Source organism: Thalassobacterium maritimum, from assembly GCF_031127805.1.
GTDB classification, from domain to species: Bacteria; Verrucomicrobiota; Verrucomicrobiia; order Opitutales; family Coraliomargaritaceae; genus Thalassobacterium; species Thalassobacterium maritimum.
Window position 1 is genome coordinate 41,222 of sequence record NZ_JARXHW010000032.1, and the last position, 13,658, is coordinate 54,879.

Genomic DNA, 13,658 nt, shown 5'->3' on the forward strand with positions numbered 1-13,658 from the left:
TTTAAGCGTCAGTCTGTGCGCTATGGGAGGCGCGTGCAGCAATTTTTGCTTTCCACTCCATCCAGCCTTGGAGCGCCAAAATGATGAATACTGTGAAGAGCAGGACGCTTGGCCAGATGCGATCGTTAAAGAAAAACACTAGATATACCAGGTCGGATATGATCCAGAATAGCCAGTTCTCGATGTGTTTGCGGCTCAGGGCCCACTGTGCTGCAAAGGCGCAAGAGGTGGCAAAAGCGTCGAAGTAAGGGAGCCGCGCTTCGCCGGTCGAAGCCAGTAGCCAGCCGATCCCCAGCGTGCCAGCTGCGATCGCGAGCGCCACTTGCCAGCGCCGCTTGGCGGGCATGTGGGAGACCTGGACTTCGTCGCCAGTCTCGCTTGGGGGCTGGGTCCATTTATACCAGCCGTAGCCAGCCACGCCGACGAATACGATGTTCATGCCGCCGAAGGCATAGTAGCCCTCGCGGAAGCTGATGTAGATGTAGGATACGTAGCACAGGATGAAAAACATCCATGCGAGCGTTTTTTCTTTCACGCTCAGGTAGACACCTACGATGCCTGTGAGCATTGCAAACCAGTCAATCAGACTGATGGCACGGAGCTGAGCTACAAAATCATCCATTAGCAGGGGGAGCTGCTCTAGTCAGCGTCGTAGACTTTGACTTTTTTCCAGTGCTCCTTATGTGCGGCGATAAATGCTTGGTGCTTTTCGTGGGCTTGATAGGCATCGTGGGCAGGTACGTCTTTGACGATTACGGTCAGGCAAAAGTCATAGCTACTGTCGCAGACAGGTCGCTCGGCGACTGCGGCTGGGGTGCCGACATAGACTGCTTCTGCGTGTTCGATGGTTTTCAGACTTTCGAGCCCCATACGGAATTCGGTGATTTGTGAGCCGTCGAGGTCTTTGCGCAGCCAGAAGAATACTGTGTGGACTAACATGATGTTTCTATTTTTTAGAGTTTACAGGATGCCTTCGATGATTTGGCGCAGCTCGGCGTGTGTGCGAGCGACGGGCAATTCGGGACGTTCGGTGGTCAGGCGCTCTGGTGGGCAGTAGAGCGCGCGGTTGTGAGCGACGTCGATCATGGAGAGATCGTTGTAAGAGTCGCCCGCAGCAAAAGTTTCAAAATTGAGTGCCTTGAAGGCTTCCACCGCCTTGCGCTTGTGGTCTTTCAGGCGGAGCTGGTAGTCGGCGATGCGGCCCGTCTCGTCGATGACGAGATCGTGGCAGAACAGCGTTGGGTGGCCGAGCTTGGCCATGAGAGGGCCTGCAAACTGACGGAAGGTGTCGGATAGGATGACTAGGCGCGTCTGTGAGGTGACCCATTCTACAAATTCCACTGCGCCGGGCAGCGGGTCGAGTGTGCCGATTACTTCTTCGATGTCAGCCAGCTTGAAGCCTTCTTTGTCGAGAATATCCAAGCGGTAGCGCATCAATACGTCGTAGTCGGGCTCGTCGCGAGTCGTGCGCTTCAGCGCCTCGATTCCGGTCTTCTCAGCGAAGGCGATCCAAATCTCGGGGATCAATACCCCTTCCAAGTCTAGACAAACAATATTCATGCCTTCAAAACCGCTAGAAATGGCCTTAGAGTCAATCCCCTTATGTGTACGGCATAACACTCTTGCAAGCCATCAGGATTTTGACCAGTTTTGCCACTTTTTCGCATTTCGAGTGTCCTCTATGAGCTCGAACTTCGCGTAATTCTTATTTCAAACGCAGCTATTAGGTCTCATGATCGCATCTATTCTAAAGAAATTCTCTGGTCGTCACTACGGTAAATACCTAAAAAAGTGCCAGCCCATCATCAAGCGTATCAACGAATACGAGCTTGAGTATCAAGCGCTCTCTGATGAGCAGTTACGCGCCAAGACGGCAGAGTTCATGAAGCGCAACCAAGAGGGGGGCGAGAGCCTTGACGAGCTCCTGCCAGAAGCCTTCGCTGCGGTGAAGAGTGCTGCGCGTCGCATGTGTGGTCAGAGCTACGATGTTTGCGGGCATCAATTGCCTTGGGAGATGGTGCACTACGATGTGCAGTTTATCGGTGGTATCGCACTGCACGAAAAACGCATCGCAGAAATGGCAACCGGTGAGGGGAAGACCCTCGTATCGACCTGTCCATTGTATTTGAATGCCCTCTCGGGGCGTAATTGTCAGTTGATCACCGTCAATGACTACCTGGCACGTCGCGACTCTGAGTGGATGGGGCACCTCTTCCGTTTTCTTGGTCTAACAGTCGGTTGTATCCAAAACAGCATGGATCCGCAGACGCGCCGTGAGATGTATAATTGCAACATCACCTACGGCACCGCATCGGAGTTCGGCTTCGACTACTTGCGCGACAACGGCATGACCAGCCGCAAGGAAGACCAGGTGCAACGCGATCACTATTTCTGTATCATTGACGAAGTAGACTCCATTTTGGTGGATGAGGCCCGCACCCCGCTGATCATTTCCGGCCCCATGCAGGATGACAACCCTTTGCCCTTTCACGAGGTCAAGCCCAGCATTCAGAACCTATTTTCGCAGCAGCAGTCCTATTGCAACAAGCTCGTAGCCGAGGCCAAGCAAGTGCTGGAAGACGACAGCGCAGGCCAAGATGCCAAGCACGAAGCAGTGGCCAAGCTTTACCAGGTGAAGCTCGGCATGCCGAAAAACAAGCAATTTCACCGTCTCAACGAGGTGCCGTCCATTCGCCGCGCCGTCGATAAGTTCGACCTCGAGATGAACAGCGATTTTAACAAAGAGCAGCGCTACGCCCTCAAGGAAGCGCTCTACTATGTGATCGACGAGAAACAGCAACAAGCCGACCTCACCGAAAAGGGCCGCAGCTTGATGAGCCCCGACGATCCCGACGCCTTCATGCTGCCCGATTTGCCGACTCAATTCATCGAGATCGACAAACAGGAATCGCTCACACCAGAAGAGAAGCAACAGGCCAAACAGGAGGCTGAGACTTTTTTCCAATCCACCAGCGAGCGCATTCACTGCATTAGCCAGTTGCTACGCGCCTACAGCCTCTATGAGCGGGATAAGGAATACGTGGTGCAAGAAGGCAAGGTCAACATCGTCGACCAAAACACCGGCCGCGTCATGCCCGGTCGCCGCTGGTCCGACGGTCTGCACCAAGCCGTGGAAGCTAAAGAAAATTGCACCATTGAGAAGGAGACAAAGACCTACGCGACGGTCACCATTCAAAACTACTTCCGTATGTATGATAAGCTCGCCGGTATGACGGGCACCGCGGAAACCGAAGCTTCTGAGTTTCACGAGATTTACGGTCTCTCGGTAATGGTCATCCCGACCAATAAGCCGAACATTCGCAAGGATCTCAATGACGTCGTTTTCAAGACGCGCCGCGAGAAGTTCAATGCTGTGATCGATCAGATCAAAGAAGCCAACAAGCTCGGACAGCCCGTGCTGGTGGGCACCGCTTCGGTCGAGGCCTCCGAAGTTCTTTCCCGCATGCTCAAGCGCAGCAAGATCGTGCACAGTGTGTTGAACGCCAAGTTCCACGCGCAAGAAGCCGAGATCGTCGCTAATGCAGGGCAAAAGGGAGCCGTTACCATCGCTACTAATATGGCCGGCCGTGGTACGGATATTAAACTCGGCGCAGGCGTCGATGAGCTCGGCGGCCTCTTCGTGATCGGCACCGAGCGTCACGAGTCGCGCCGAATCGACCGCCAGTTGCGTGGTCGTTGCGCCCGTCAAGGGGACCCCGGCATGTCGAAGTTCTTCGTCTCCTTGGAAGACGACCTCATGCGCCTCTTCGCCAACGCAGGCCCCATCTCTCGCATCCTCGAAAAGTCCATGACCGAGGGCGAAGAGCTGGAGCACCCCGCGCTCAATTGGTCGATCGAAAACGCCCAGAAGAAGGTCGAGCAGCAAAATTTCTCGATTCGTAAGCGCTTGTTGCAGTTTGACGATGTGCTCAATACCCAGCGTGAAGTCATCTACGGCCTGCGTAACGACACCATTCACTCAGACACACCGCGCGAGATCATCTTCGAAATGATCGATGAAGAGCTCGAAGAGCGGCTAAATGCACTCGACGCCGAAAAGTCAGATGCCGAGGCGATGGACCGCTTTATCGGTTGGCTCAACGCTTATTTCCCAGTGGCGCTCAAGCCCGAGGAGATCGAAACACTCTCCCCCGAGGCGCAGCACGAGTTGATCTTGGGTAAGATCAACGAAGCCTACGATCAACGCGAAGAGTTTGAAGAAAAAGAAGCCCTCATCGGGCTCGAACGCTACTTAATCATTCGCTCACTCGATCGCCGCTGGCAAGACCACCTCACGGAGATGGAAGAATTGCGCCGCAGTGTGAACCTCCGTAGTTACGGTCAAAAGGATCCGCTCAACGAATACAAGAGTGAGGCCTACGGCTTCTTCCAGGAGCTCATGAGCAACGTGCGCACCGAGATCTGTAATTCTGTCTTCCGCAGCGCCACCAGTGCCGAAGCATTCAATAACATGCTCGCTCGCATGTCGAAGGTGGCGCAGGTCGCCGGACCTGGCACCGAAAATGGTTCCAACAATGCCGGCGCGCTGGCAGGGGCCGCTGCCGCTCAACAGCCGCAAGCCGCCGCCCCGCGAGCCGTCGAACTGCCTCGCGTAGAGCCCATTCGCCGCGAATTGCCCAAGGTCGGTCGTAATGACACCGTGACCATCCGTAAGGGAGACGAAGTCAAGACACTCAAATTTAAAAAGGCCGAAGCCATGATTCACAACGATGGTTGGGATCTCGTGCAAAAGTAAGACGAAAAGCCCCGGCTGGAGAGCCCGAAAACGGATCCTCGAATATATATTATGCAAAAAATCCTGATCGCTTGTCTTGCGGCTGCGCCGCTATTCGTATCCGCGGAACCACTATTGATTTCAGCTAAGGTGCTAGACCGTGCCGATAACGGAGCTGCCATCCGCGGCCTCTACGTCTATCCCTCCGTGCTTTTGGACTCCGGTGAGAGCGCTTCGATGCACATCGGCCCCAAGCTGCAATTTCCCGTGGGGGAGCAGCGCGTTGACCTCGGTGAGGGGGTGTCTAAAATGGAAACCATTTATGAAACTGTGCCCGTCGGTTTCAGTTTCACATTAAGTTATATACTCAAGGACGGCATCATCAGCTACACGGGCAAAGGTACATCGAAGATGTCGCTCGGCATTGACGGGCAGACCTCCGAGACCGCATCGCGTGACATTCTCTTTTACGGCAAGACAGAACTCGGCGGCCTAGTCGAAGCCCAATTGACGGGCCCTGACGGCAACGTGGAAGACTTCGTCTTTCACTTCGGCCCCGCTCCCGACGCGGAGTAGTCGGCTGTTTCTCGTCGGGACGCAAGTTGTCACGCCCGCGTCGTATTGCTTGTAGCCTCGGTTCTCAGAACCGGGGGGAGTTGTAGCCTCGGTTCTTGGAACCGGGTGAGTTGTAGCCTCGGTTCTCAGAACCGGGGGGGAGTTGGTGCTGCTGGTAGAGCCCTTTCACGCCCTAACTCGTGGGCGTAAAGGGGATCAGCGTGGTCAGGCGCTCAACTTGCAGTTCATATTGTGCGGCATCGTCGGGCACGAACCATTGTTTGCCTAGGCGGTTGACGATGCGCCCGTGTGAGAAATCGCCCCAGTTGGCGATGGTAATTTTACCGGAGGTATCGCTGCGGATCACCAGCACTGCATGATAGCCGCGCAGTAGGCCCGTTGTGGGGTCTTTCGGGCGCACCGTCAGAATGCCTGCCCTGTAGTTGCGGCTGATATTGAGAAAGTCTGAGCGGCTCAAGGGCGGCTGTTTGTATTCAAAATGGATGCGTGTGTGCTCCTTGCTCGCAGTGCGCACCAACTCATCGATTGCGATGACTTGCTCCACTGAGTTTGTGCCATCGGCGCGGCTGCGACTGTGGCCTTGGATGTGGTTGATGATACGATCGATCTGTTTAAACTTAAGCAGCTTATAGGCACGCGGGTCCGAGTGCTTAATGGATTCGTCGATTAAGCCGAACTTCGAATACCAGACGTAGAGGTTTAGTAGTGCCGTCGGCCCACAGCCGCCCTCAGGTTCGGGATAGTCGCTTTGGTTCTCAGAGATAAAGTAGCGGCGCAGGTCGTGCTGGATCACGCGTTCGCTACCCTGCATGCCGACTCTGTAAAAATCGTAAGCCTGCTTGCTCGGGTCCCATTTCTTTTCGGCGACATAAAAGGGGTAGTCTCCCCGGGACTGTTCGAAGCGTGTGTTTTGGTAGCGTGTATTACTAGGCTGAGCCCGTGGACGGGGGAGAGTCTCCGTCGCTGTCGTGCGTTCACTCGTCCGCTTGAGGAAGGAGCTGAAAGGCATTATCTTAGGTGCCTGCTCCGTTGCAGGCATCGGAGCAGGCTCTGGTGCGGAAGCTAGCTTGTTTATGGGCGCTGTATGTTTAACTGAGGCGGCCAGTGGGGCTGCTACCGGCGTGTGCGGGGCCGGGCCCGTTGTTTGGCTGGCTGTCGCCCCCCCCGCCGCCGCTTGCTCACGCGTAAAGGGCTCTGCCACTTGGAGCCATATAGTCAGTCCGACCACTAGCGCCGCCAGCACGAGCGCCGCCAGCTCGGGCCAGCGCCTTTGATGGCGCGCACAAACCGGGCATTGCGGGCCTCCGTCGTGGAGTCGCGCATTGCAGTAACGGCAGTTTTTGGGCTTTAATTGTTTCAATGTAGAGTCGTTTACTTGGGCTTTGGCTGGCTTCAGAGGGGGAAGTGGCTACTTCGTTAAGTAATCTTGTGCCTGAAATAGCATATGCCGAGTCGACTGCAAGCGTCCGTCGTGAGCTTATCACCTTTCGTCAAGGCGTATCGCTCCCCTCCCTCCATGCAGGATGCTCAACTACAGCAAAACTTACAGTTTAGAAAGCATGCTTCCATATTGTAAGTTAGCCAAAACTGAGTATGGTTGGCAGCGTGAATTCGAATGATCACATACCTGAGCTCGAGCCTTACGAAGACGAATACTCGGCGCAGTTGCGGCGAATTGAGAAACTCGCGCACCTGTTCGATGCTCGTTTTGAGATTCCTGGCACTAAGATTCGTTTCGGCTGGGACGGCCTGATCGGCTTGCTGCCCGGCGTCGGCGATACGCTGACCTTACTCCCACAGCTATATTTAGTATTCGAAGCACTACGCTTGAAATTGGGCCGCGCGACTCTGGTTAAAATGTTGCTGAATGTCTTGATTGACTGGTTGGTCGGCACCATCCCCGTGCTGGGAGATCTCTTCGACGTCGCCTTTAAGAGTAATTTACGCAACGCCAAGCTCGTCGCCGAGGCCATTCGCAAGAAGCGGGCGGAGGGAGAGTCTGCGTGATTTTAAGCGACTTGCTGACTATTTGTAGACGTATTTAATTTATCAAGACGTTATGATGGCCTTCTGTGGCTCTTTGGCTTTACAGCTCGTAGCTTTCTTGCATGTTGAAATAACTCATTGGTGACTATCGCCTTGAGGGTTAGTTATCATTGCTATGCAAGCTAAGCGGAACACGTCATTGGGGCATTCTTTTAAATTAAAATCTTTTGGCGTCGTTGTCGCGGTGCTGCTTGGTTGTATTTCAGTGTTTAGCTTCTATCGTGCTGAACGGGCCGCGCATGTGGAGCGTTTGAAGAGTGAGAATGAGGACGTGTTATTGTTCTCCGATGAATTAATACGCACCTACTTAGGTGTGGTGATTGAGGATTTGTTGTTTATTAGCAATTCGCGTTCTTTGCGTGATTATATCGAGAATCCGGCGGATGCGACGCGTTCGAATTTTTTGCAAGATTTGCGTAATGTCTCTATTCACAAGAAGGAGTATGCGCAATTGCGCTATCTAGATGCCAGTGGTCAGGAGCGGGTTCGAGTCGACTCTGGAGGTCAGGCTGTCGTCGAGGAGCAACTACAAAATAAGTCGAACCGCTACTATTTTAAAGAAGGCATGCAGGTGGCTTCGGGCACGATTTATATATCCCCTGTAGATTTGAATGTGGAGAACGGTGTCGTGCAGCAACCACGTGCACCGATGATACGTTTTGTATTACCGATTGATGATCCCGAACGGGGACGGCTTGGTGTCATGGTACTCAACTTCCATGCGCGTCAATTATTAGAACGCCTACGTTTGATGGGGAATGAGGCAGATTCGAATGTCGAGTTGATCAATGAGGGAGGCTATTGGCTGCTACACCCCGACCCGTCGATGGAGTGGGGCTTTATGTTTACTGAGGGATCGGCCCAAACCATGGCTAAGTTGTATCCTCAGTTCTGGCAGCAGATCCTGGCGCAAGCTTCGGGCATGTTAGAGAGTGAGGGAAGTGTCTTATTTTGGCGTAAGATTCCTATACAAAACACGGTAGGGCTTAAGTATAGGCCGGGGCAGCAGGTCGCCACGCAGTATTGGACCATGGGCTTGCGTTATGAGAGCGAGGTATGGCGGGCAATGCTGCAACCAATTGTGTCAAAATATCTGATTCTCGGCATGATCCCCATCCTGCTCGGTATCGCGGTCATCGTTTACTTGGTGCTACGTGAGCGCTATACGAAGAAGTTGAACGCACTACATCAGCTAAATACGAAAATCCTAGAAAATGCTCAAGTGGCTGTGATCTCAACGGATCCGACAGGTAAGATTACCTCCTTTAATGAGTTCGCGCAGCTACTCTCGGGCTGGGATGCGGAGGAGTTGGTCGACCAAGAGTCGGCGCTTATTTTCTATGAGCCTTTTCAGCTTGAGGAGCGTGCACAAGAAATTGGTGAGCATCTGGGGGCAGAAGTCGCGCCAGACTTTGCAGTATTTTCTACTGCGTCGTCGGCGACCGGGCGTGACGTGCGCGAGTGGATTTTTACACGTAAGGATGGGAGCAAGATTCCCGTGATCACGGCGGTCTCTGTGATTCGGGATACAGAGGACGCAGTCAGTGCTTATCTCCTAGTGGTCGTAGATATCAGCGAGCAGAAGAAGGTAGAAAGTGCGCTATTGGAAGCGCGCGAGCATGCGGAAGCCTTAGTCAAAATGAAGTCTCAGTTTTTGGCTAATATGAGCCATGAGATTCGGACTCCGATGAATGGTGTGATTGGCCTGGCAAATTTATTGCTGACGGATGATCTCAGTCAGGAGCAACGCAAGCTGGTGGAGACCTTGGTGCGCAGTGCCGATTCCTTGATGATCGTGATCAATGATATTCTAGATTTTTCCAAGATCGAGGCAGGCGCCTTGGCGCTGGAGGAAGCCTCTTTCGATTTAAGAGAGTCAATTGATAACACGCTTACTTTGTTCGCCGCGGATGCGGAATCGCGTGGCGTTGAGTTGATCAATCAAACCGCTCCGATGATTGATTATGCGCTGTGGGGGGATTCGCATCGAGTCACTCAGATACTTTCAAATTTGGTCGGGAATGCGGTCAAGTTTACTTCAGATGGTGGGGAGATCTGCCTTTCTGCACAATCCAGTCGAGTGGCCGAGGATGTCATCATGGTGCACTTCGTGGTGTCTGACACCGGGATTGGCATGGATGAGTCCGCTCAGAAAAAGATTTTCCAGCCCTTTATCCAAGCAGATGCTAGCACCACGCGTAAATTTGGTGGCACCGGGCTGGGGCTCGCCATTACCACACAATTGGTCGAAATGATGAATGGTAATATTCGCGTTGAGAGCGAGCTGGATGTGGGGACTAAATTTTATATCGATATCCCATTTTCACCTGATTTTAAGAATGTAGATCAGTACAGTCCGATTCTAGAGCGCAACTCCTTCGTCGGTAAGCGCGCCTTAGTGGTCGACGATAATTTGACCAACTTGTTGGTGATTCAAGGGCAGCTATCGAATTTGGGCTTTAAGGTGAAGACTTTTGAGTCTGCCAATAATGCCTATTTAGAGTTCGTCAATAATTCAGATTATGACTTGTTAGTCTTAGATTATTTGATGCCAGAGGTGGATGGTCTGGAGTTGGCGCGTCGTTTGAAGCGCAGCCGAGAGGGGACAAAGGCGAAGCTCGTGATGCTGAGTTCTTCGCAAGTAGTGATCGATCAACAAGAGCGAGCTTCAGCTGGAATCGATGCATATTTGACCAAGCCGATTTCGCAGCGTGAGTTGCACTCAGTCTTAAACGATCAACTCGTTCGTGGTGCCGTTAACCTGGGAAAGAAACTAAATTCTGCTGTAGAAATTAGGGCGCGTCTGAACAAGCGTTTGAATGGTCGCGAGTTGCGAATGATTATGGTCGATGATAACGAGACCAATCGTATGGTTCTCGGACTGCAATTCCGTTCGATTGGCATGAACGTGGTTACGGTCGAGAGTGCTGAAGAATTGCTAAAACGCATGGAAGCGAGCGTCTTTGATGTGATTCTAATGGACTGTAATATGCCCGAGATGGACGGTTATGAGGCGACTCAACTAATTCGGCAGCGCGAAGCCGAGGGGGTGTATGCCGAACGCCGGGTTTGGATCATTGCAGCTACAGCCTTCGCATTTGAGGATGATCGCGACAAATGCCTGGAGGTCGGCATGGACGATTACGTTTCCAAGCCCGCGCGTTTACCAGAATTGGCCCAGGCAATCGAGCGGGCCATTGATGCGCAACTGTAGTTTTTGTTACAGTGCCACGTCTTATCTCGACGACTGCATCGACTGTGACCACATCTTCGTCTGATCTTCTTTTTTAGAGACTCGCAACGCTAGCCTTTGCGCGCTCGATCTGTTGCTATCAATACTGTTATCAGTATGTAGGCCACTGGCACCAGGTAGAATGCCAGTGTCAAACTGCCTGACTGGTTGCTCATGGCTCCCATGAAGTAGGTGAACACGCCGCAGCCCGGCACACCTGCGCAAGAGAGCAGGATCAATAGCATCGTGCTGTCCAACTTTGGCATGCGGTGCGTGGCATAACTTTGTATACTGGGCCAGAAGGGGGCCGTGGCGAGGCCGGCTAAAAAAAGTAGGCCGTCGAAGATCCAAATATTGGGGCTGAGTGGCAGCAAAATACAGACCATCGTTCCAAGTGCTGCGGCAATTAGTATGAGTTTTCTCAGGCCATTTTGTGGCACGAAATAGCCGCTCGCCATGCGCCCGATCACCATGGCCAAGGCGAAACATGCGACTCCAAGTCCACTCGCCCATGCCGAGGCGTTGAAATGTAGGCGTATGTGACTGGCGCTCCAAAATGTCAGGCAAAACTCCCCGCCACCTGCCAGAAACATGGCGGCATAAAACCTCCAGAAGAGCGGAAATCTCAGTATCTGCAGTGCTTGTGTCCAGACGTTATTTAGTGACAGAGTTTGGTGGACGACGGCATGTGCCCCATGTTTAGCTGGGATTAAGATCAAGCTTGCGGCGACACAACCGATCAGTGCCACGGCCGCTGTTAATATTCGCCAAGAGACACCGAGACTTAACAGGCCGCCAGAAAGTAAGACGGTGGCCAGCACGCCGACGGACCAAAAGGAATGCGTCAGATTGATATAGCGCCCAGGTTCTTTCGGGTGTAGGTCTTGCACAAAAGGCGTGGCGATCCCTTCAATCACGCCTTCGCCGAATCCAGCGAGCACCAGTGCGCAAAATAAGATACCGTAGCTTGGAGCGATTGAACAGAGCGCGATACCTGAGCTCATTAGTAGCACGGAAGTTCCGAGTGTGGTTCGGTTGCCCCAGCGTCCGGCGATAAAGCCCACTACCAGCATCGCGAGTACCATCGGAATCGTGCGCCCAATTTGGAGTGCGCCGCCTGCAGTCATCCCCCCATCTTCGAGCGAGAAACCCAGATCATGCGTCAGTTCGACTAAGCTGACAGGCACGATCACCGAGCCTGCCGCGTAAGCGAAGAAAGTTAAAAAGGCTGCGTAGTCGTAGCGACCAAAGTGCATTGGCTGCGGACGTGATCTGGTCGGTGTGTGCGGCAAGTGCTTATAGGGGTGAAGGTGGATATATAGTAGCCCCAGCGATTGCTCGCCTTCGAGAGCAGGCTGTGATTAAGTCATCTTTATGCACCCCAGTGGGCTTGGCCGAGATGAAAAAATCCTCGTTTCGATCAGATCGAGCTCACCCCCAGCCCTCAATCTAAACTAAAGCGAAAAATGGAAATCACATCAGGTCGATAGCAACAGACATTCAGCGGCTTGTTCAACCATGGTTCCAGTTCGATTTTCGCGAGCTCAATCGACGTGAACCTTTATTGTTAGCTCTTTACACAAATATCGTCTACGGAAGACGATCACGTAACTAGAAATACCAAGAATTAATCCGACGCGATTCGCTTCGGGTACTGATACGGTTGAGGCTTCAACCACTATGCGTTGAGTATCGACAGCACCCTCAATTTGAAACTCCCACTCGAATCTTCCGCGCTCCAGATTGACGTCTGGTGCTATTCGGTTTTCAAAAATCAATAGTCCTGAGAGTTCTGAACCAGAGATATAATCTACCGGCAGAATGAGGCTTATGTATCGGCTACTGCTGTAGGAAAATGAAAAAAGGTCACCTGAGCTTTGGTCGGGGCGAAATGCAAGGTTATCATTCGTATTTCCAGTAGTATAAGGACCAAACTCTCCATCAACTTGCTCAAATATACGATACTGGTATCCATATCCAGGACTTCCATAACTTGGGAATCCAGGATTAATCCCGCCACTATTGCTTCCGAACGTTCCAGGGAAAGAAGGCATCATTGTGCCCAAGTCTATTGATCCGGAGTAGGAAACTAATAGATCATTGGATTTCTCGGTTATGTTGACTGTCATTAGACTAGCCTGAGCGATGCGGCAACTGACTAGTAAGAGTGTTAGGTATTTGATATTAAGTTTCATATTTTTTGCTTTAGCTAACGTGAAGCACTATCGAGACTGAAGCGCGGAGCGCGAAAAGAATTCATACCACTCCTTAGGTATGCCCGGCATGTTGATAACCTTATATCGTTAAAGTCCATTGTGAAAGACCTGAATAACAAATCAATCACTAGAGAAGCACAAGTGTGTGTAATCGCGAGATTTCGCGCGGAAGCAGTGCGGCTCTACCGAGGAGTCCACGATGACACCTCAACCAGCGCAGCGCAGAATAGCAACCGGCGAGCTGATGTTTCAAGTCCCGCCGAAGGGGAATTAGCATAGCGAATCGGGGGTGATGCGGGGGACGGGAGAGTTAATGCTCCCGTCTACCCGATTATGCTCAGTTAGCGAGCAGTTCAGCTCGGATATCGTTGAGTGGGGTCGTCGGTGCATCGCCCTCCGCAGCTTTCGCTTCTCTCAAGTCCTTCAGATCTTCGTAATCCTCCAAGTTCTCCTTGGTGGCCAGAAACTCTTCATCGGGAAGTATGACAAATTCCTTTTTTCTTCTTTTACAATGACTTGTGGATGTATGCTTCCTTTTCGATGTAGGACACGGTAGACTACTATTCTTTCGCCTTCAACCTCGAATAACACTCGATAATTGCCTGAATGCATCCGGTATTCCGGGGTGTGGTTGGTTAATTTCTTCACGTCACCCTGTAAATCCTCCTCCATTTGCTCAATGCGGGATCTTTAAGAACTCGTCTCCCTCTATTGCGCGGAATCGATTTCAGATCTTTGATCGCCTTCGGCTTTAACTCAGAGGACGTCCAATAAAAGCTTAAATGCGTAATTTGGGCTGTACGAAAGTGCTCGAATCTCGCATATAGTTTGGATGCGAGAAAACTACCCAAGC

General features: G+C 52.2%; 11 protein-coding genes. 4 read left to right on the forward strand and 7 right to left on the reverse strand.

Features of this window, described 5'->3' with window-relative positions; all coding sequences use genetic code 11:
• Position 1: 1 nt before the first annotated feature.
• Genes pnuC through thrH form a run of 3 tightly spaced genes read right to left on the reverse strand, consistent with a single transcriptional unit; the run spans position 2 to position 1,560 of the window.
• Entirely contained in the window at positions 2-622 is a 621-nt protein-coding gene (gene pnuC / locus QEH52_RS13360) for a nicotinamide riboside transporter PnuC (RefSeq protein WP_308951112.1), read from the reverse strand.
• A 17-nt stretch (positions 623-639) separates the two neighbouring features.
• Positions 640-939, reverse strand: a complete 300-nt coding sequence (locus QEH52_RS13365; RefSeq protein ID WP_308951113.1) for a Dabb family protein — start codon at positions 937-939, stop codon at positions 640-642.
• Between the two features lie 21 nt (positions 940-960).
• A complete protein-coding gene (gene thrH, locus QEH52_RS13370; RefSeq protein ID WP_308951114.1) occupies positions 961-1,560 on the reverse strand; it encodes a bifunctional phosphoserine phosphatase/homoserine phosphotransferase ThrH in 600 nt (199 codons plus the stop codon).
• Positions 1,561-1,732: 172 nt separating this feature from the next.
• On the opposite strand from thrH, the gene secA reads away from it, so the two are divergent.
• On the forward strand, positions 1,733-4,756 hold the full coding sequence (gene secA / locus QEH52_RS13375) for a preprotein translocase subunit SecA (RefSeq protein WP_308951115.1): 3,024 nt from the start codon (positions 1,733-1,735) through the stop codon (positions 4,754-4,756).
• A 51-nt stretch (positions 4,757-4,807) separates the two neighbouring features.
• On the forward strand, positions 4,808-5,311 hold the full coding sequence (locus QEH52_RS13380; RefSeq protein WP_308951116.1) for a hypothetical protein: 504 nt from the start codon (positions 4,808-4,810) through the stop codon (positions 5,309-5,311).
• 172 nt (positions 5,312-5,483) lie between these two features.
• On the opposite strand, the gene QEH52_RS13385 is transcribed toward QEH52_RS13380, so the two are convergent.
• The gene (locus QEH52_RS13385) at positions 5,484-6,671 is read right to left on the reverse strand and encodes a hypothetical protein (RefSeq protein ID WP_308951117.1); all 1,188 of its coding nucleotides are present in this window, start codon (positions 6,669-6,671) and stop codon (positions 5,484-5,486) included.
• 245 nt (positions 6,672-6,916) lie between these two features.
• On the opposite strand from QEH52_RS13385, the gene QEH52_RS13390 reads away from it, so the two are divergent.
• On the forward strand, positions 6,917-7,318 hold the full coding sequence (locus tag QEH52_RS13390) for a DUF4112 domain-containing protein (RefSeq protein ID WP_308951119.1): 402 nt from the start codon (positions 6,917-6,919) through the stop codon (positions 7,316-7,318).
• Positions 7,319-7,472: 154 nt separating this feature from the next.
• Positions 7,473-10,571, forward strand: a complete 3,099-nt coding sequence (locus QEH52_RS13395; RefSeq protein WP_308951121.1) for a response regulator — start codon at positions 7,473-7,475, stop codon at positions 10,569-10,571.
• An 89-nt stretch (positions 10,572-10,660) separates the two neighbouring features.
• Here the strand turns inward: QEH52_RS13395 and QEH52_RS13400 are convergent, their stop codons facing one another.
• From QEH52_RS13400 to QEH52_RS20555, 3 genes are all read right to left on the reverse strand, one after another.
• Positions 10,661-11,845: an MFS transporter gene (locus tag QEH52_RS13400; protein ID WP_308951123.1), complete on the reverse strand. Its 1,185-nt coding sequence runs from the start codon at positions 11,843-11,845 to the stop codon at positions 10,661-10,663.
• Positions 11,846-12,133: 288 nt separating this feature from the next.
• Entirely contained in the window at positions 12,134-12,784 is a 651-nt protein-coding gene (locus tag QEH52_RS13405; RefSeq protein WP_308951124.1) for a hypothetical protein, read from the reverse strand.
• A 444-nt stretch (positions 12,785-13,228) separates the two neighbouring features.
• Positions 13,229-13,477 carry a type II toxin-antitoxin system RelE family toxin gene (locus QEH52_RS20555; RefSeq protein WP_345785473.1) on the reverse strand — a complete coding sequence of 83 codons (249 nt, stop codon included), beginning with the start codon at positions 13,475-13,477 and terminating at the stop codon, positions 13,229-13,231.
• Positions 13,478-13,658 lie beyond the last annotated feature (181 nt).

Excerpts from the sequence above, each read along its gene's own strand:
- QEH52_RS13365 (WP_308951113.1), bottom strand. The coding sequence starts at position 939 with ATGTTAGTCCACACAGTATTCTTCTGGCTGCGCAAAGACCTCGACGGC.
- QEH52_RS13395 (WP_308951121.1), top strand. The coding sequence starts at position 7,473 with ATGCAAGCTAAGCGGAACACGTCATTGGGGCATTCTTTTAAATTAAAA.
- secA (WP_308951115.1), top strand. The coding sequence starts at position 1,733 with ATGATCGCATCTATTCTAAAGAAATTCTCTGGTCGTCACTACGGTAAA.
- QEH52_RS13380 (WP_308951116.1), top strand. The coding sequence starts at position 4,808 with ATGCAAAAAATCCTGATCGCTTGTCTTGCGGCTGCGCCGCTATTCGTA.
- QEH52_RS13405 (WP_308951124.1), bottom strand. The coding sequence starts at position 12,784 with ATGAAACTTAATATCAAATACCTAACACTCTTACTAGTCAGTTGCCGC.
- QEH52_RS20555 (WP_345785473.1), bottom strand. The coding sequence starts at position 13,477 with ATGGAGGAGGATTTACAGGGTGACGTGAAGAAATTAACCAACCACACC.
- QEH52_RS13400 (WP_308951123.1), bottom strand. The coding sequence starts at position 11,845 with ATGCACTTTGGTCGCTACGACTACGCAGCCTTTTTAACTTTCTTCGCT.
- thrH (WP_308951114.1), bottom strand. The coding sequence starts at position 1,560 with ATGAATATTGTTTGTCTAGACTTGGAAGGGGTATTGATCCCCGAGATT.
- pnuC (WP_308951112.1), bottom strand. The coding sequence starts at position 622 with ATGGATGATTTTGTAGCTCAGCTCCGTGCCATCAGTCTGATTGACTGG.